This window comes from Paenibacillus puldeungensis (assembly GCF_042678945.1).
In the GTDB taxonomy this organism is placed as follows: Bacteria; Bacillota; Bacilli; order Paenibacillales; family Paenibacillaceae; genus Fontibacillus; species Fontibacillus puldeungensis.
The window spans coordinates 250,463-268,440 of sequence record NZ_JBHTLM010000003.1; the positions used below are offsets into that span (position 1 = coordinate 250,463).

18 protein-coding genes are annotated in these 17,978 nt (G+C 48.9%); all 18 read right to left on the reverse strand.

Translation table 11 applies throughout. From position 1 onward, the window contains the following. Positions 1 to 2 precede the first annotated feature (2 nt). Complete coding sequence (locus tag ACFQ3W_RS06145; protein WP_379317956.1) at positions 3 to 1,439, reverse strand: aldehyde dehydrogenase family protein; 1,437 nt, start codon at positions 1,437 to 1,439, stop codon at positions 3 to 5. A gap of 63 nt (positions 1,440 to 1,502) precedes the next feature. Beyond that, entirely contained in the window at positions 1,503 to 2,390 is an 888-nt protein-coding gene (locus ACFQ3W_RS06150) for a dihydrodipicolinate synthase family protein (RefSeq protein ID WP_379317702.1), read from the reverse strand. 38 nt (positions 2,391 to 2,428) lie between these two features. Next, entirely contained in the window at positions 2,429 to 3,439 is a 1,011-nt protein-coding gene (locus ACFQ3W_RS06155; RefSeq protein WP_379317704.1) for a proline racemase family protein, read from the reverse strand. A 25-nt stretch (positions 3,440 to 3,464) separates the two neighbouring features. Next, positions 3,465 to 4,466 (reverse strand): proline racemase family protein, encoded by a 1,002-nt coding sequence (locus ACFQ3W_RS06160; protein WP_379317706.1) that lies wholly within the window; start codon positions 4,464 to 4,466, stop codon positions 3,465 to 3,467. Next, the gene (locus ACFQ3W_RS06165) at positions 4,463 to 5,662 is read right to left on the reverse strand and encodes an NAD(P)/FAD-dependent oxidoreductase (RefSeq protein ID WP_379317708.1); all 1,200 of its coding nucleotides are present in this window, start codon (positions 5,660 to 5,662) and stop codon (positions 4,463 to 4,465) included. The genes ACFQ3W_RS06160 and ACFQ3W_RS06165 overlap by 4 nt, the downstream gene beginning before the upstream one ends. Before the next feature lie 21 nt (positions 5,663 to 5,683). Then, on the reverse strand, positions 5,684 to 6,754 hold the full coding sequence (locus ACFQ3W_RS06170; protein ID WP_379317710.1) for a M24 family metallopeptidase: 1,071 nt from the start codon (positions 6,752 to 6,754) through the stop codon (positions 5,684 to 5,686). 89 nt (positions 6,755 to 6,843) lie between these two features. Then, positions 6,844 to 7,674 carry a carbohydrate ABC transporter permease gene (locus ACFQ3W_RS06175; RefSeq protein ID WP_379317712.1) on the reverse strand — a complete coding sequence of 277 codons (831 nt, stop codon included), beginning with the start codon at positions 7,672 to 7,674 and terminating at the stop codon, positions 6,844 to 6,846. A 5-nt stretch (positions 7,675 to 7,679) separates the two neighbouring features. Beyond that, the gene (locus ACFQ3W_RS06180) at positions 7,680 to 8,483 is read right to left on the reverse strand and encodes a carbohydrate ABC transporter permease (protein WP_379317714.1); all 804 of its coding nucleotides are present in this window, start codon (positions 8,481 to 8,483) and stop codon (positions 7,680 to 7,682) included. A gap of 127 nt (positions 8,484 to 8,610) precedes the next feature. Then, positions 8,611 to 9,984: an ABC transporter substrate-binding protein gene (locus ACFQ3W_RS06185; RefSeq protein ID WP_379317716.1), complete on the reverse strand. Its 1,374-nt coding sequence runs from the start codon at positions 9,982 to 9,984 to the stop codon at positions 8,611 to 8,613. Positions 9,985 to 10,100: 116 nt separating this feature from the next. Further along, positions 10,101 to 11,921 carry a cache domain-containing sensor histidine kinase gene (locus tag ACFQ3W_RS06190; RefSeq protein ID WP_379317717.1) on the reverse strand — a complete coding sequence of 607 codons (1,821 nt, stop codon included), beginning with the start codon at positions 11,919 to 11,921 and terminating at the stop codon, positions 10,101 to 10,103. Between the two features lie 16 nt (positions 11,922 to 11,937). Continuing rightward, positions 11,938 to 13,455 carry a response regulator transcription factor gene (locus ACFQ3W_RS06195; RefSeq protein ID WP_379317719.1) on the reverse strand — a complete coding sequence of 506 codons (1,518 nt, stop codon included), beginning with the start codon at positions 13,453 to 13,455 and terminating at the stop codon, positions 11,938 to 11,940. Between the two features lie 143 nt (positions 13,456 to 13,598). After that, positions 13,599 to 14,144 (reverse strand): helix-turn-helix domain-containing protein, encoded by a 546-nt coding sequence (locus tag ACFQ3W_RS06200; protein WP_379317721.1) that lies wholly within the window; start codon positions 14,142 to 14,144, stop codon positions 13,599 to 13,601. 195 nt (positions 14,145 to 14,339) lie between these two features. Beyond that, on the reverse strand, positions 14,340 to 14,729 hold the full coding sequence (locus tag ACFQ3W_RS06205) for a YmaF family protein (protein WP_379317723.1): 390 nt from the start codon (positions 14,727 to 14,729) through the stop codon (positions 14,340 to 14,342). 23 nt (positions 14,730 to 14,752) lie between these two features. Continuing rightward, positions 14,753 to 14,968 (reverse strand): hypothetical protein, encoded by a 216-nt coding sequence (locus ACFQ3W_RS06210; protein ID WP_379317725.1) that lies wholly within the window; start codon positions 14,966 to 14,968, stop codon positions 14,753 to 14,755. Positions 14,969 to 14,998: 30 nt separating this feature from the next. After that, entirely contained in the window at positions 14,999 to 15,340 is a 342-nt protein-coding gene (locus ACFQ3W_RS06215; RefSeq protein ID WP_379317727.1) for a hypothetical protein, read from the reverse strand. 89 nt (positions 15,341 to 15,429) lie between these two features. Further along, a complete protein-coding gene (locus ACFQ3W_RS06220; RefSeq protein ID WP_379317729.1) occupies positions 15,430 to 16,434 on the reverse strand; it encodes an alpha/beta hydrolase family protein in 1,005 nt (334 codons plus the stop codon). Beyond that, complete coding sequence (locus ACFQ3W_RS06225) at positions 16,431 to 17,096, reverse strand: GNAT family N-acetyltransferase (protein WP_379317731.1); 666 nt, start codon at positions 17,094 to 17,096, stop codon at positions 16,431 to 16,433. The genes ACFQ3W_RS06220 and ACFQ3W_RS06225 overlap by 4 nt, the downstream gene beginning before the upstream one ends. Then, a complete protein-coding gene (locus ACFQ3W_RS06230) occupies positions 17,065 to 17,886 on the reverse strand; it encodes a MerR family transcriptional regulator (RefSeq protein WP_379317733.1) in 822 nt (273 codons plus the stop codon). Before ACFQ3W_RS06230 ends, ACFQ3W_RS06225 begins: the two co-directional genes overlap by 32 nt. Between the last annotated feature and the right edge of the window lie 92 nt (positions 17,887 to 17,978).

A 17,978-nucleotide genomic window follows, 5' to 3' on the forward strand; every position in this document is an offset into this window, starting at 1 on the left:
TCCTAAAAGTAACGGATGGCACAAGTCTTAAGCTCGGTATAAAAATCGAGTGCCGCTTGGCCTTGCTCGCGCGTATGCGAGCTTGAGAGCTTCATTCCTCCGAACGGAGACTGGTACTCAACCCCCGCCGTCTCCTGGTTGACGCGAACCATACCGGCTTCTGCTTCGTCCAGGAATCGGTGGGCATAAGACAAATTTTGCGTAAAGAGCGAAGCGCTGAGCCCATAGACGGTCTGATTGCATAATGCGATGGCATGGTCAAAATCGGATGCCTCAAGCACAACGGTAACAGGACCGAAAATTTCCTCCTGAACCAGGGAATGCTGAGCGTGTATGCCTGTCGCCACGAGCGGCTGGATATAGTAGCCTGTTTGATCTCCTGCAGCAGCCGGGCCTTGTGCCAATATGTCGGCCTGATCCCAAGCCATATTCACGTAAGACATCACGGTCTCGTACTGGCTGGCGGAAGCCACCGGGCCAAGATAAGCGGACGGATCAAGCGATGGGGCCAGCTTGATTTCAGATATGGCTTTTGACAATGCCTTCGTAAAGGAATCATAGATTCCGGATTCCACGATGATCCGGCTCGTGGCCGTACATTTCTGGCCTGCCGAGCGAAACGCGCCGCTGACTATCATCGGCAGTGTCTTCTCGATATCGGCATCGTTTAGCACTACAGCGGCATTTTTTCCGCCCATTTCGGTTTGGTATTTGATATTGCGCTTTGCGCAGGTCTGCGCGATTCGACTGCCGGTAGACGTCGAGCCGGTAAAGCTCACCGCGTCCAAAGTAATTTGCTCCAAGAGGGCATCGCCGATCTGACTGCCTTTACCGATGACCAGGTTGATCACACCAGCAGGAAGGCCTGCTTCAGCGAAAACTTCCACCAGCCTGGTTGCAGTCAAAGAGGCGAACTCGGCTGGTTTCCAAATAACCGTGTTTCCGCAGATTAGTGCAGGCGCGATTTTCCAAATCGGGATGGCGACCGGAAAGTTCCAAGGGGTAATGATTCCCACCACCCCAAGAGGGACCTTTTTTGTATACTGCAGTACATTCGGCTCGCTGGAAGGAATGACAGCCCCATTTGCCCGAACGCCTTCGGCAGCGTAATACCGAAGAAGATGAACTCCGCGCATGACCTCGCCGCGCATTTCCGTGATCGGTTTGCCCATTTCCAAGCTCGCGAGCTGAGCGACGTCGGCAGATTTAGATTCGAGAGCAGCCGCGAGTCCGTACAAGTGCTCGGCTCTTGCCGTGCCAGTCAAGCGGGACCACGACGTAAAGGCTTGGCGGGCCGCTTGCTCTGCCTGAATAACATGGGACGAATCCGATAAATGAAGAACCCCCACTTCTTCCTGAGTGTTGGATGGGTTTATGACAGCACAAGCTTTGGAGGTAGGCGTGAACCACTCCCCTCCGATCCAATTACGGCTGTTTATCAAGACTAGATCCCTCCTGTTTAGACTCTACTTACGGCTATGGACTGTAATTAAGTTATCTGTTCAATTCGCCGGCTGTTTGCGGTTAACCGCGTACTCAAATGCTTCTCTGATGGCTTTGTAATCGGCTTCTGGCAAAGGAAGGCGAGGCGGCCGCGTTGGCCCTGTTGGAAATCCAGCCAGCTCCATCATATATTTGATGGATTGTACAAGCTGGGCGCTGGCATCGAAGTGAAACAGCGGGAGCAAGTGCCGGTAAAGGGGCAGTGCCTCCTGAAGCTTGCCTTGTCTCGCAAGATTGAACAGCTCTACGCATTCCTTTGGCAGGGCGTTCGTGATCCCGGAAATCCAGCCCGTAGCTCCAAAAAGCGGGCCCTCCAAGGCTAAATCGTCGACACCGATCATCACTTCCAGATCCGTAGTATCCAAAATATCGTGCACGCGGCGAATGTCGCCGGAAAATTCTTTGACAGCTACTACATTTTCAAGCTTGGAAAGTCTGGAGAGCAGCTGCGGCGTCAAATCGATTTTGTAATCATGCGGATTGTTGTATGCGACAATGGGCAGCCCCACTTCATTCAACGCTTCGTAGTGAGCGATAACCTCGTGCTCTAGCGGTCTGTAGTTGATCGGGGGCAGCGCCATAACACCGGCCGCTCCCGAATCCTTCGCATGCTTCACCCAATCGACGGCTTGCTTCGTTGAAGGCGCTGCAGAGCCGACCACTACCGGTACCCGGCCCGCCGCTGCCTCGATCACGGTTTCCACGACCTTGGCCCGCTCCTCACTAGTCATAGTGGCATATTCGCCGAGGGAGCCGGTAGGAACGAGTCCGTGAACCCCTTGGGAGATAAGCCAATCGCAGAGCTCGGTCAGTCGCTTATAATCCACCTCGTAATTTGCTGTAAATGGTGTAACGGTAGCAACGTAAACACCTTCAAATTTTGCCATTCCCATTCTCCTTTTAGTTCATTATATTAAATATTCATTTAGTTAAGAATAAAGCCTTCAGCTAACGGATCCGTCGGGTCAACGATAAAATTCATAAAACCCAGCACATAAGCGCTGCCTGTGAGCTGCGGAATGACGGCTTTGTAACCGTACGCCTCCGTTTCTTCAGCAATTTTCCCCGCCACCCGAGTTCCGGTAATTCCTTCATAGATCACCTGCTGCCCCTGGCTCAGCCGGCCGCGAGAATATAACAAAGCCAGATGAGCGCACGCTCCCGCTCCTCCCGGCGATCGGTCAAGCTGCTCTCCGGCAAACACTGCCGTACTGCGGAAAACAAGTCCGTTCGGCTCACGGTTATCCTTTTGATAAAAGAAAACGCCATAGGTCCCGGAAATCCAATCGTGCTGGGGATGCTTCACATCAAGCTGTCGCCGGATCTCCTCGCGGATCAGCCTGCTCCATTCCCGTAGCTTGTGCAGCGGGTATTCCCCTTCTCGAACTCCCAGCTCAGAGGCATCGACGAGCGCATAAAATTCGCCGCTATAGGCTACATCTATACTCACTTCAATCCCATCAACCGCTGCTGTGAGCGGCTCGGCAAATACAAAGCTTGGGACGCTCCGAAACGAAACCGAGCGTATTTCATCTCCTTCGCAGTTGGCATATGCTTTTACCGTTCCCGCCGGGCAATCGATGAGCACGCCCTCCGCCGCGTCTGAAGCATCGAGCTGTCCTGTCGCAATCCATGCTGTTACGGCGGCGAATATGCCATGACCGCTTATGGAAGCGCAGCCTTCCTGATGCAGGAATAGCAATCCGAACCGCGCTTCGCTTGTTACCGGTGCCGTGACGATGGCTCCTGTCATCGCGTGATGTCCGCGCGGTTCAGCCAAAAGCTGCCTTCGCACGGCATCAAAATGCTGTTTGAAAAATGCAGCTTTAGCTTGCTGTGAGGATCCTTCCATCTGCGGCAAACCGCCGGTGATGATGCGGAGCGGCTCCCCGCAGGAATGCGTATCTATAGCTGCAAACCATTTGATCATTTCCATGTGCAAAGCCTCCGCGAAATAAGCATTAAAGCAGGAAAAAGCCTTGTTTCAGTTCATCCTGATCCTGAAATACAAACTGGTGAAAGCCCGTAATCCAAGCCGAACCGGAGATTTGCGGAATGACTGCCGGCAAACCGCCCACTGTCGTTTCCTCCAGAACCTTTGCCCGGAATATGGACCCGACGATGCTTTCGTGGACAAACTCCTGTCCCTGCATCAACTCTCCTTTGGCGTAAAGCACAGCGACCTTCGCCGAGGTTCCCGTTCCGCAAGGGGAGCGGTCGATACCGCCGGGGGGCACGACCACCGTATTCCTGCAGTGTGCCGCTGGCGATACGGGATCGCTGTAGAACTCGATATGGGTCAGCCCCCGGATGACGGGAATTTCGGGATGCACGACCTCAGTCTCCCGATTCACTGCGTCACGAATCTTTATGGCCAGTCGGACGATTTCTGCCGCTCTATTAGGCGCAAGTGTTAGCTGAAGCGGGCGGGCATCAACGAGTCCATAAAAGTTGCCGCCATAAGCAATATCCACCGAAATCACGCCTACATCCTCGACATGAACCCGGATATCTTGCTTGTATAAAAAGGAGGCGATATTCGTGAACGTGACCTGTCTGACTTTTCCCTTCTCAATATCAAGCCTCGCCTCCACGAGGCCTGCCGGCGTATCAAGACGAATGACGTCCTTACTCTCGGGGAAGATCCCTCCTTCAATCAGCGCGGTGCATAGTCCGATCGTATCGTGGCCGCACATCGGCAAATATCCGCCCGTTTCAATGAATACCACCCCAATATCTGCCCTCGCGTCGCACGGAGTCGTCAGAATACAGCCGGACATCACTTCATGGCCTCGCGGTTCATACATCAGAGCCCTGCGAAAATAATCGTAATGCTCCGACATGTACACCATCTTCTCCGTCATTGTCCTCCCCACCAGCTCCGGCGCTCCGCTCGTCACGGTTCGGGTAGGATTCCCCCCCGTATGCGTGTCGATCGTACTGACCATCTTGGTAAACCTCATTGAGTCACCTCCTGATGAACAGCGGCGCTGCGGAACCGGTCATATCGGAGTGGCTCGACCGGAATGCAGGTTTCTCCCGCTCCGCTAAGCATTTCGCAGATGATCTTGCCTGTGACCGCAGCCAGGCTTATGCCGTCCCCTTCATGGCCCGCCGCTACATAGAAGCCGGGAATTTCGTCAACGGGCGAAACGATCGGCAAATGATCCGCGGTCCAGGGCCTAAGTCCCGCGTAGGTTCGCAGCAGAGGGATATGCTCCATGACGGGGAAGAAGCGGATCGCCCTTTCCGCGATGAGTCGGATCACCTCCTGATCCACACGAGTGTCCATTCCGACAAATTGGCGGCTTGATCCGATCAGGAAGTTTTGGGAGGCCGTCGGCTCAAAAACAAGCGCGATCCCGTATTTTTTAAAACGTGGATCTACCTTGCGCTGTCCGCCAAACTTGCTGATCAGGTATCCAAACTCCATCACCTTCCGCTTCCCGATGCTCTCCCAGCGGGAGGCTACGAGAATATGCCCTTTCCTAGGCTCTATCGGAATATCAATGCCCGCCATTTTTCCAATCTGCTTCGCCCAGACACCAGCAGCATTAATGACCGTTTTGGCTCGGATCGCACCGTCCGCGGTCTCGACGCCGCGAATTCTTCCCTGTTCATCCAGCAGAATGGCCGTAACCGGCGTATGAGTGAGAAACCTTGCACCATACCGGCGAGCAGTCGCCGCCAGCGAATAGGTGAGCAAAACGGGATTGACCGTAGAGTCCGTAGCGCACTCCAAGCCACCTGGCAAATCATCCGCCATATAAGGCCACTCATTGCGTAAATCCTTACGATCCAGCATGCGAAACGGGAGACCGGCTTCCTTTTGACGGGACACCCAGCTTTCGGCCGCTTGCATCTCTTCGTCCGTCTCACACACGAGGATGCTTCCGGGGGCCCGGTACTCGAATTCCTTATCGAGCTCCCGAGCCCACTCTGCTACGAGCTCCTGCGATTTCAAGGACATCTGGCTATCGAAGCCGGGATCCTTATCGATGGCGAGAATATTCCCGTCACATTTGGAGGAGGTGCCTCCGGCGATTTCGCCGCGCTCTACCACGAGGACGTCCATTCCGGCTCTCGCCGTATAGTAGGCAATGGACATGCCGATGATCCCTCCGCCGATGATGACGATTTCTGCAGATTCGTGATTCATAAGCGCGATCACTTCTTTCTTTTATAAAACGATCAACTCTTTGCTCGACTTGGTGAGCACTTCAATGCCTGTATCCGTGATGAGAATGTCATCCTCGATGCGAACGCCGCCAAAATCAGGCAGGTACACCCCGGGTTCAACCGTCAAAATCATGCCGGGCTCCAGGATGTCCTCAGTCTTTTGCGAAAAACGCATCGGCTCATGAATTTCCAAACCAAAAGCATGGCCGAGTCCATGGCCGAAATATTCACTGTACCCATAGCCGGAGATACAGTCTCTAGCGAGAGAGTCCCCTTCCTTCCCCGTCATGCCCGGCTTCAGCCCGCTTAACGTCGTTTGGTTTGCTTCCAGCACGATCCGGTAAATCTCTTGATGGCGTTCCGTTGGTTCACCTATAAAGACCGTGCGAGTCAAATCGGAACAATAGCCTTCGTAGCTCGCTCCGAAATCGAGGGTTACGAATTCATTCTCGCCAAGCAGCTTCTCGCTGGCCAAACCATGCGGCAGCGACGAGCGGACGCCAGAAGCAACAATTGTAGGGTACGCGGAGGACGTGGCTCCGTTTCTGCGCATCACATATTCAAGCTCTGCGGACACCTCCCTTTCGGACACGCCCGGCTTCATGAAGCCTAAAATATGCTCGAACGCCTTATCTGTAATTTCGATCGCTTTCCGAATGCGGCCGAGCTCCCACTCATCTTTAATGCCGCGCAGCTTTTCGATGATATTCTCGGTCGGGACAAGCTCGATCCCTTGAAAAGACTTCTCATAAGCGTCATAACCTGCATAGGTGACATGATTTTTCTCAAACGCTAATGACCTGACCCCGGCTTCGTCCAGCTTCTCACGAATTTGCGCAAGCGTCTGGCCCGTATCCTGAACAATCTCATATTCCTTGGCCTGCTGGGCCGCTTGCCGGGTATAGCGAAAATCGGTCAGGAGCCAAGCCCGGTCCTTGGTAATAACCACGGAGCCTGCAGTACCGGTAAATCCGGTAACATACCTGCGGTTAAACGGGCTGGAAATCAGAAACCCGTCTATCCCCTGCTGTTCGAGAATTTCCCTTACTTTTTTGAGACGCTGAGCTTCCATTTACCTCACACTCCCTCTACAAAGTATCTAGCACAATGAGCAAAAATTGATTCAACCAGGTTGAATGACGGATACGTCACTGCCTGGATTCATCCTTTCATGCCAGTAAGCGTAATCCCCTCGATAAAATACCGTTGTCCTATGAAAAACACGATGATGACCGGCAAAATCACCACGGTGGAGGCTGCCATTAACAGATGCCACTGCGCGCTATGAAGCGACTGGAACATTTGCAGGCCAAGCGCCATCGTAAACTTGCTTTCTTCATTCAAGTAAACCAGCGGACCCATAAAATCGTTCCAGGAGTTCATAAAGGAAAACAGTCCGATTACGATAAGCGGCGGCTTGGATAGCGGAATGATGATTCGGGAAAAGACGGTCCATGGACCGGCGCCGTCCACATAAGCAGCTTCGTCCAGATCCCTTGGAATACCGGCATAAAACTGCCTAAGCAAAAATATATCAAAGGCCGAGCCGAACCAAACCGGCAGGATGAGCGGCACATAGGTGTTAATGAGATCAGCCAGTCTCCATCCGATAAAAGTTGGAATCAGCGTCACCGCACTAGGCAGCATCATACTGGCCAAAAGCAGTCCGAAGAAAAACTTTTTCCCCGGCCAGTCTAACCTCGCGTAGCTGTATGCGCCCAGCGAGCTGCTGATCAACGCTCCAATGAGACAGCTGACAGTAATGATGAGCGTGTTTTTGAAAAATCGGAAGAAATCAATCGTTGTTAAAGCCTCCACGTAGTTTTGAAGACGGAACGGTGAAGGTATCCACTTGGGGGGCATTTCAAAAATTTGCAGCGAGCTCATCATCGAACTGCGGACCAGCCAGAACAACGGAAGTATGCAAAAGGAGGCCCCTACGATGAGAATGGTGTATACGGATATCTGCGAGATACGACGGGTCTTCATCATAGGAATTACACCTCACTTTCATAAAATACCCAGGTTTTGGACGTGCGGAAGAAGATAGCTGTAATCACCAGTATGATGAGGAAGAGAATCCAGGCAATCGCCGAGGCCTGCCCCATTTCACCGAACTGAAAGGCTTGCCGGTAAATGTAATAGTTGTAGAACAAGCTGGCGTTGTTGGGACCGCCCTGCGTCATGATCAGCGCCTCCGTAAATACCTGAAAAGCGCCGATCGATCCCATGATCAAGTTGAAGAAAATAATCGGCGTCATCATCGGAATGGTTATATGGCGGAACTTGCGGAGCGCGCCGGCGCCGTCCACAATCGCCGCTTCATACAAGGATCGCGGAACGCCTTGAAGCCCTGCCAGAAAGATGATGATTGTACTCCCCATTGCCCAAAGGCTCATCATGACGATGGAAGGAACAACGGTTTCTTCGGCATAAAGCCAGCTGAGGGTAGGCAAGTTTAGGGCTTCCAGGAAGCTGTTGAACAAGCCTAAGTCCGGACTGAACAGCCATATCCAGATCATGGAGGAAGCCACCGCGGGCACGATCGAAGGCAAATAAAAGATGGTACGAAATATGGACTTGCCGCGGATAAAATCCATGTTCAGTAAAAAAGCAGCGATAAACGAGAAGAATAGTCCGAGGGGAACGCGCAGTATAACATATTTGAAGGTAACCCAAAGCGAGTTGTAAAAGTACATATCCGTTCCATCAAAGAGCCGGATGTAATTCGTCAGTCCGATGAATTTTGGCGTATTTACGATGCGGTAATCCGTGAAGCTGAGCAATAAGCTGGTAAGCATGGGCAAAATAACGAACAGCATCAGCCCCAGAATGCTAGGCAGCGCAAACAGAATACCGGCAAGTGCTAGACGGCGTTTATGCAGAATAACAATCCCCCCTTGTCTCGATGGAATTTGACGATCTGGATTACCTTCCGTAATAGCCCTGAATGAGCGGCTGTACCTTGGGTTCTACTCCCTTAAGCGCTTTCTCGGCACTTTCTTTACCTGTCCAGACCAAATCCAGAGCAGGGGTCACTAGCGCGTTGATTTTATCCAGGTTTTTCACCTCAAAGCCCGGAGTACGGATACCATTATCAATCGTCTGCTTCATGTACGCTTCCGTGTATCCTTCCGGATGCGCTTTGTTTCCGGCTGCCCATTTGTTGATCAGCTCCGGTTTTGTGTACCACTCCTTCTTCAGCGGCATCCATAAGCCGCCTTCGATCAGCGGTAGAACCGACTCGGGGTCCGCCATATATTTATAGAGCATCCATGCTTCCTTCGGGTGCTTCGTTGATTTAAAGATGACCGTCGGCGCGCCGTCCAGCAGTGTATTGCTCTTCTTCAGCTTGGGCAGAACTCCAACTCCAAGATTAAAGTTCTGCTCGGCGAAAGCTTGCAGCGCCCAGTTGCCGGATACCGTCATGGCGACCTTCTTCGTCTGCAGCGCCGTATCCGGCAAGTTCTTGGTTTGCAGCGGTGTCGGTGAGACGTGGTGCACATACATTAAATCCGCCAGCTTTTGAATAGCATCAATGGCTTCCGGCTGGGCTAGACCGAATCCTTTCCCATCCTCTGTTAAGAAGTTGCCGCCGTTAGAAACGACCGCCGCCATCATGTTGTACGGATCATATTGAAGACCATACTGCTTGATTTTATCCGGGTTAAAGTTCGGATCGAGTGCATTTCTCCCTTTGTCGTCAAGTGTCAGCTTCTTCGCATATTCAACAAATTTATCCCATTCCCATGCCTTATTTGCCTCCGTAGGCGGAAGCTCCACACCTGCCTCAAGCAGCAAATCCTTGTTGTACATGAGTCCGTACCCTTCCACAGCGGTACTCATGCCGATCGTATTGCCCGGTTCGATTTCATACCACACTTGATCGAGATAGTCCTCTTTCTTGAAGTCGGGGTCGCTTTGGATAAGCGGGTCGAGGTTTAGCAGCTTCCCGTCCCTTCCCCAGCTTAGCGCAGCGCCGGATGACAAATACCCTACATCAGGAGCGACGTTCCCTGCCACCATGGTCGTGAGCTTCGTCAAATAATCGGCCGGAACATGCATGGGTTCCACCTTGATCCCGGTTTTTTCCTCAAAAAGCTTAAGCGCCTCGGTAACGGTTTTCTTCTCAATCGTGTCTCCCCAGAAGGAAAACTTCAGTGTGACTTGTTCTTCTTTGCCTTCTTTATTGCCGCCTTGGCTTTCAGGTGCATTCCCACCGCTAGAACAAGCTGTTAGCGATACGGTGATCGCAAGAATTGCCGATAAAGCCAATCCTGCGAGGCGTCTTGCCTTCTTCATCCTCTATCCCTCCATTCATCTCAAATAATTATTTGTATAATTATTGTAAAAAAGAGCGGTTCCATTGAGAATTCGAACATTTTTGGAATGGTGGAGGATTTTTGGCAGCTTCTATTTTATATGGGCAGGTTTATTTTAATGGTAGTTCCTGCATTCTCTCTTGAAGTCAGAGTTACGCCATAGGCTTCTCCATAAATAAGCTTGATTCTTTTATCTACATTCTGAATGCCAATCGAATCGCTCTGTTTAGCCTGAGCCATTTGCTCCAGTTTGTGGGAAGGAATCCCCTTTCCGTTATCCTCGACCATGAAGATGCGTTCTGTGTCCGTCATCCAGCCCTGAATCCTGATCCGCCCTCCGCTGTGCAGATGAGAAAATCCATGTACGATTGCATTTTCAACAAAAGGCTGCAGGAACAGTTTAGGAACTTTGTGAGGAAATAGCTCAGGTGCGATGTCTATGCTTACCGTAAACTTGTCCTCAAAACGCTGATTCGTGATGTATATATAGTGCTGGAGCCAGTTTAGATCCTCCCCCAGATCTCCGATATCCTGATGACTTTCAGAGGTATACTGCAGCATGGAGGACAAGCTGACGATCATGCGGCTGAGCTCCTTTTGATTGTTTTCCAGAGCTGTCCAATTCATCATGTTGAGAGTGTTATATAAAAAGTGAGGGTTCAGCTGAATATTCAGCGACATGATCTGGGTTTCTTTTTCTCGCAGCTTTACTTTGTAATTCTCTTCAATCAAGTTGTTAATCTTCACATTCATTTGATTATATTTGTGAATCAGCAGACCCATCTCGTTATAGGATTCCACCGGTATTCGGGTATCGAATTCCCCTTCCCCCGTCTTCTTTATCGCTCGAAGCAGCTGATGAATCGGTCTCGTAATTGAATTGGCGAAAATCAATGCAAGCAGGAGTGAGATAACTAACAATAACGAGGTTAAGTAGAATGTATCCATTTTGATTTTCGGCAAAAAAGACGCGCCAAGCGCATCGGGCGATATCGTTACACCGGAGATCCAGCCGGTAACCTTTGATGTATCAAAGCAAACGATCAGCGGCTTTCCACCTTTTGTGATCACCAATGTTCCGGTTTTCATTTTTACCATTTGGTCTAGTAAGTTAAGCTTTGTTCCGGAATCCTCTTTCCCTATCGTGTCTGTTCCAGCCACTAGATTTCCAGCTTGGCTCATGATAAAAAAAGAGGATCCGGCGGAAGGGAGCGCATTTTGAATCCTAGAAAAATATATTTCAGGCTGATAAGTAATAACCAGCACCGGTAGCTCAGCTTTGCCCTGCAGCCAGGTCACCTCGCCATTATTGATTTTAAATAAGTTTAGCAGCCGTACACCCGCCAGAAGTTGGACATCCTTAGAAGGATTGGAAGGGCTGATTTCATGCTGAAACATTCTCTTATATGAAAAGGTAGGCACCCATGCCACGCCACCGTTACCCTTGATAGCTTCCTGGTAAAGCGTTGTTCTTTTAAAACCATCATAAGGGATCAAGGTTGAAGCACCCGTGGAGCCAATATTCGCGTAGCTGGTAATCAAGTGAATGGAGTACATCTCATTCAGGTATGGAAAATACTTGTTCAATGCCCGGCTCACCTTTTTTTCCATCGTAATCATGCTGTATTCATCTTTTGGACTTGCAGCCGAGTACTGATCGTACAGTTCTTGCTCCGCCACCAAAGCGAGACTGCTTTCCTCCACTTGAGTTAGTTTGGCATCGATAATTTCATTATGTTGTTTAACGATGGAATATAGATTTTGCCGGGCAAAATCGGAGACGAACTCCCTGCTGGAGTGATAGTTTTTCCAACTGAGGACACTAAGCGGAATGGTGACAATGAGGGCATAGGTTAAGAAAAGCTTGGACCTATATCTGAGATCTTTTAATCGTGGAAAACGGTGACGTCCTCTCAAATGGCATCCCCTTCCTTTAGCGAGTAGCTGATAAATGGCGATATTCCTCTGGACTTGTGCCATATTCCTTGCGAAATAGACGAATAAAGTATTTTACATCTTTATATCCAACATTCTCGGCGATTTGGTAAACCCTTTGGGAGGTGTTAAGCAGCAGATTCGCAGCCGCTCTCATTCTAGTTTGTGTAATGTATTGAAGGATGGTCATATGGGTGTGCGTTTTGAAAAGGAGACAAAAATATGAAGGGTTAAAATGAAATTGAGTGGCAAGCCTGCTTAAACTTAAATCTTCCTCATGATAATGCGAATCGATATACGACCTACAGCTTTCAATAATCGATTCCGTTTTACATCGTTTGCGCTGATCCAGCCGGTCCGATAGCTCAAAAATCCACTCCCGAGCCGATTTTTTCAATTGTTCTATTGAATGTGCGTTTAATAAAGCTTCCTCGTATGCAGCGCTATGTAGAGGGGTGAGCCCTTTCTTCATGAAAAAAGCGGTGAGATGATGGATTGAGGCGGCAATGGAATATTTTAAAGTATCTGGTTCCGGCAAGCTGACCGCCATAGTTTCGTTAACGGCCGAATCAAGGTAAGAATGAATTTCCAGCTTATCCCCCGCTAAGATCCATTTGGTTAATCGGCCGATCTCAAATTGGATAACAGTAGGCTGGTTCGCATCTTTCATATGCTCAGACCGATATATTCCACCCCCTCCTTTATAAAATTTTGCTTTGAGCGCTTGACAGGCCTGCCTATAAGCACGTTTTGCTTCCTGCTTCCATTCCACAAAATCCTGCCCTATGCCAATGGTTAGCTCTGCATTGTAGCTTCGCGAAAACTCCTGAATCACCTCATAGAGCTTTGTTTGAAAAGCAGGTGAAATGATGGAGGTTGGTTCATGGCTCATAATAAGAGTGACCAGTGTTTTCCCCGGTATAAAAAATGCGCAAGAAAAGCCAAAACTTTTTAGGGTCGGCTCAAGTAACGCCTTTAATAGGCATAATAAGGGTTTATCGTCCATAGGTGAGCTAAACTCGGCAATGAGCACATTCCCACGTTTAATATTCGGAAATGAACTTTGAAATAATTGATAATCCGCCTCAGTCGGATATCCTTCAAATATCTCCGATAGTATACATTCCACTGATGCAGCCCGTGTGGAACTCACTTTATGTTCGGCTTTGGTTAACAACGGTATTATTTTTTGTTCATCAACGGGTTTTAATAAATAGTCGCTAGCCCCTAGTTGCAGCGCCCGCTGGGCGTAGGCAAAATCGGAATATGCGCTCATGATAATAACATTTTCGTTTCTTCCGCGCCGGATCAAATGGTCCAAAAATTCAAGGCCGTCCATGATCGGCATCTGAATGTCTGTAAACACCAAATCTATCGGATGAACGTTCATGCTGTGCAGAGCCTCCACCCCATCTCTGGCATTAAATATGTTGTATTCCGGCTTGAGATGCTTCAACATGCGGGTTAGCCCTTTTCTGTGCTTCGGCTCATCATCAACCACCAAAATGTTTAACATACCTAATCCCCCTCGCACAAATGTTGAAAAAAAGCCCATGTGGGTTTCGAGTAAATTGGAAGTTTAGAACTGCCACGGTTTACAAGATATCCATCATGAGCATGAAATGGCCTTCGCCATGTTCTCAAGTTTCTTTGATCCTTCTAAGCTTTAGAATCAGAGCAAAACACCGACAAATATTTTACCTCATCCGTTACGAGCGTATATTTATGATTTTCAACCGAGTCGAAATACAAGCTGTCACCAGCGTTTAGGGTGTATTCCTCTTTACCGACGCAATAAAGCATGGTCCCCTCGAGCACATAAATAAATTCCTGGCCGACATGGGATACGGTTCGCTTCCCCTCTTTGCCTTTTTTCGCCACAAAATAGAAGGGCTGCATTAATTTTTGCGACCGCTCTGCCGCAATTGCGGAGAATGAGTATCCTTTATCCGTCTTGACCATTTTGTCCATGCTCATGGCTTTCGTTGTGTGCACCGTACCGATAAAATCGCTATCATCCAGCAGTATAGAGATTTTGGTTCCAAGCGCTTCGGCGATTTTGATGAGCGTTCCGATCGGCGGAACCGTCTTCCCGTTTTCGATTTTGGACAACAGGCTTTTGGTGAATCCGCATACCGAGGCTATGTCATCTAAGCTTCGCTTTTGCTCCTTACGGATCATTCGGATTTTGCTACCCAGTTCCACTAAAGTAATCTCCTAATTTCAAAATGAATTCAACAGAGTTTAATAAAATGAAACAATATTTAATTAAAATTGTCAATAAAAATTAACATTTAAGTCTAGATAATTTTACAGAAATATGATTTATGCCGCACAAAAAATAAACCACCCGGATTCGGAGAACGAACTCCAAATCCAAGTGGTATGACATAGACCTGCTTATCTATCGCGTCCCGTATTTCCTTTGTACCTGTGAGAATGAGGGATTTTACCGTTAATGGTAGTAAATCCCTCAAATTCATGGTAGTGCCCACCACCGCCTGGTATAGGAATGGCTGGACCTGTTTGTCCGCGTACATAATGAATGTGCTGATCATTAAAGGAGGTTTCCACATTGTAATAATGAATATGGGGAACTCCGCTTGGGGCTGGATCCGTGAATCCGGAATAACGATGGTAGTGTCCGACATCATAAGAGGTATCGCCCGAAATTGCATGAACATGAACAGATACCGGTCTTCCGTCCCACGAGGTGATGAGAAGGCTATGGGCGTGCTCGGAACCGGAATCCATGGAATGATACAGTAAACCTGTAATAGGTATTTCCATTTCACAATCATCCTCCGGCTAATTTAATGTTGAAAAGCGGACGGAAACTGTTGGACGATTCCGTTTGTCATCACATCGGCCATCATAAGTGCCTGTGGTTCGATCTGGTCGTTTATTGCAATATTTTCCGCATAATTTTTTGCCAGGCGGCTGGATACTTCCTTCGTGAGGAGCCTTAAATGCTCATGAAGCATACTTCTCCACTGTTCTTTAGACCAGTAAGGATTGATTCTACCCAAGAACTCGGCAATCTCGTCGGCATTCTTGTATCAGCGTTTTTGGGCGTCCGCAGCCGCCGCGGTATTTCCAGCCTGCAAATCCTTGATGAGCTCTGCCGCAATAGTGAGATGAGCGCGCAGCAACTCAGCAAATCTGGTAGCTATAGCAGGCCCGTACAGAGGTCTGAGGACAGCCGCAAAATCATTGGGGTTTCTGAGAAGCCTTGCCGTCGTATAGCTTTCATCCGGAAGCCGGCCGACGATGCTGTTTATCGTCAATCTTGTCCAGTATATGTGCTGTTCCCATAAAGCACGTAATTTTTGATTCAATTCTACCCTGGACGGCGTCCAAGCTGCAGCGTAGGCAAATCTGTACTGGCTTCGCCCATACATGTTCATGTCGCTCCTTTTTTAATGACTTTCGTACAGTATATGGGCAGCATTAGGTTAGGTGCATTTCCAACTAGAGATTTACAATCGGTTCAGGGAAGGGCCTTTAAGAAATGCTCGATATGATCCATGTATCCGCTCACTGTAATCATTCTGGGCACAAACAAGCTGATAAGCAATGCACGCCAGTTCGAGTCCGCGGTTTTGGTAGACAGCATGGAATGTTCTGTATCCGGAAAGACGGTGACTGTTAATAACGATGGGGGGATCTCTTTACGATATACCTGTTCCGTCTCTTTCACATCTACATTAACATCATCTTCCCCTAGCAGCAGGAGTACTGGCGACTTAAAGCTATGCAGGTCAGCGGTTGCATCAGATAAGAAGTTTTTGCTCGCAAAGGTCCATCGCTCTCTGGACATTACGTCTTCCTTATGAGCAAATTTCACATATTCATCATAGGAGGTACTCTTTTTCAATAGAGCAATTATTTGCTGTTCATAAGCTACCTGCTTGGAAATTTCATCTGCGGAGAATCCGTCCTTAGCCATTTGCTGGCGTGTATTATACTCTCCCTGAGATAACCAGTTGATGGCCGGGGACACAAGAATGGTGAATGCAAGCTGCTCCTTCCCTGCAAGCTTCGGAATGACCCACCCTGCCTGGCTCGCTCCCCAAACACCGATCCGTTTATCATCAATCATTGGAAGCGCTCTGGCCCAGGCTAGTGCCTGACGCGCTTCTTCTACTCGATCATCCATGCTTTGATCCAGCCAGTTCCCTGCAGAACCGTGGATCCCTCTTTTGTTGAGGGATAATGAAGCATATCCTTGGGAAGCAAGACGTTCCCACAACGGCTTGTATCCATCATTATGAGAAGCATCAATCGGCCCGTCGCCATGAATGAACAACACAAGCCCCAGATTACCCGATACGTGCTTGGGCAAAGCGAGTGTGCCCGTCAATTTGCCCTGCGGAGTTGGAATTTCAATGGACTGCTCTACGATGTCAAAGCGGTTCTGCAGCAAAATATAAACTCCCGCACCTACGAGTATCAGTAATAGGGCGATGAAGGTGATGCCGATTTTCTTTTTCATAGCGGCTCCTTTTCCAGTGTCATATAGTCCCATTTCCATTCACGAAAAAAAAGAAACCTCAGCGGACTGCGCTCTTTCTCGTGGGTACAGAAGGACAGTTGCTCATACAGACGCTTGGCACCCAGATTGCGGCTTGAGACGTGCAAGCTGAGAAATTTGAACGACGGATGGCTATGTGCATATTGCTTCGCCCACTGCAGCAGCAGCTTGCCAGTCCCCTTCCCTTGATGGTGAGGATGGACAGACAGATCCGCAATATAATATTCTCCCACCTGAGGTTTGTGGCTCAGAAGATGCAAGCCGGTCATCATTTTAATCACATTCCATTTTCCAAAACTACTGAATGCCTGCCATAGTCGGGGCTCTGGCTGTGAGTTCTGTTGATGTTTTACCGTTTTATCGTCACTGCCTGATTCCACCTTCCACTTAACTAGCAAGGTTCCGATGACCTCTCCCTCCTGAATGGCCACCATTCTTTGACTTGCATTTTGTTCCGGAAAATGGTCCAGAAGCTTTTCGAAAAATAGAGCCAGCTCGTTGTCGCCTAGTTTAGTCAAAGGATAAAACTTTCCGCGGAACCCGTGCACAAGCAAATAGCTGACCTGCCGATTGTATTTGGCCTGCATCGGTTCAAGGATGATGAGCTTGTCTGTGTCTGTCATTGTTTGCCTCCTCACATTCTGAAGTTACAGTGGATTCAATTCGTGCCAACAGCTCATAATGCAGCTTGTTATGGTTTAGCAAGGAGAGATACGATTTCTCAATAACGATAAGAGGTCCGTTCATAGTAAATGAGTGCGAAGCAGCATAGTCATAGAACTGCGCAATCTTCTGTTCAAGATCGGCCTCACTATCAATCAGAAACCGGGCAGTGAGATGATCTCCCGCCGGCAAGGCCAGGTTGCCTTGATCCTTGGCTACCGTACATATCGCAATCGAGTTGGAACCGTCATACACATAATGAATGTCCGATTCGAACAGCTTTGGAATGCGGCCTCCTTGCTCAGCAAGTAGTCTGGCATGAAGTGGAGCTGATGCGTTCATCTTGAACCAACACATCAAATCGATGGGCTTTCGCCACTCCACTCGGTAAGTCTGGCTCTCATTGGTGAAGTCAAGATGTTCGTCCAGAACTTTGTTGATAAATTGCTGGAGCTCCTGAAGTCGAACAATCTCCGCGCTCGTGTCAGCTAAAGATTGCTGCAGCAACTGCTGAACCTGATCTGGAGCAAAGCTGGTTAAACACTCTTTAATCGACTGAACAGACAGACCCAGCTTGCGTAATAGCAAAATCTGCGCCAGCTCGTAGACTTGATCGATGCCATACATTCGATATTGGTTGTTGTCTACATAGGTAGGAAACAGGATTCCCTTTTCTTCAAAATAACGAATTTGATGTACAGACACGTTCATCAGTTTAGCTAATTCACTAATAGTAATTTCATTTTTCAAGCGCAAGCACTCCTTGGCGGTAAGTGGTTTACCATAAAGATACACCTTAGGTCAGACCTAAGGTCAATAGCTGGGATAAAAAGAAAAATCCC

Coding starts and splice junctions, on each gene's coding strand:
- ACFQ3W_RS06150 (WP_379317702.1), bottom strand. CDS start 2,390: ATGGCAAAATTTGAAGGTGTTTACGTTGCTACCGTTACACCATTTACA.
- ACFQ3W_RS06155 (WP_379317704.1), bottom strand. CDS start 3,439: ATGGAAATGATCAAATGGTTTGCAGCTATAGATACGCATTCCTGCGGG.
- ACFQ3W_RS06160 (WP_379317706.1), bottom strand. CDS start 4,466: ATGAGGTTTACCAAGATGGTCAGTACGATCGACACGCATACGGGGGGG.
- ACFQ3W_RS06165 (WP_379317708.1), bottom strand. CDS start 5,662: ATGAATCACGAATCTGCAGAAATCGTCATCATCGGCGGAGGGATCATC.
- ACFQ3W_RS06170 (WP_379317710.1), bottom strand. CDS start 6,754: ATGGAAGCTCAGCGTCTCAAAAAAGTAAGGGAAATTCTCGAACAGCAG.
- ACFQ3W_RS06175 (WP_379317712.1), bottom strand. CDS start 7,674: ATGATGAAGACCCGTCGTATCTCGCAGATATCCGTATACACCATTCTC.
- ACFQ3W_RS06180 (WP_379317714.1), bottom strand. CDS start 8,483: ATGCTTACCAGCTTATTGCTCAGCTTCACGGATTACCGCATCGTAAAT.
- ACFQ3W_RS06185 (WP_379317716.1), bottom strand. CDS start 9,984: ATGAAGAAGGCAAGACGCCTCGCAGGATTGGCTTTATCGGCAATTCTT.
- ACFQ3W_RS06195 (WP_379317719.1), bottom strand. CDS start 13,455: ATGTTAAACATTTTGGTGGTTGATGATGAGCCGAAGCACAGAAAAGGG.
- ACFQ3W_RS06205 (WP_379317723.1), bottom strand. CDS start 14,729: ATGGAAATACCTATTACAGGTTTACTGTATCATTCCATGGATTCCGGT.
- ACFQ3W_RS06215 (WP_379317727.1), bottom strand. CDS start 15,340: ATGTATGGGCGAAGCCAGTACAGATTTGCCTACGCTGCAGCTTGGACG.
- ACFQ3W_RS06220 (WP_379317729.1), bottom strand. CDS start 16,434: ATGAAAAAGAAAATCGGCATCACCTTCATCGCCCTATTACTGATACTC.
- ACFQ3W_RS06225 (WP_379317731.1), bottom strand. CDS start 17,096: ATGACAGACACAGACAAGCTCATCATCCTTGAACCGATGCAGGCCAAA.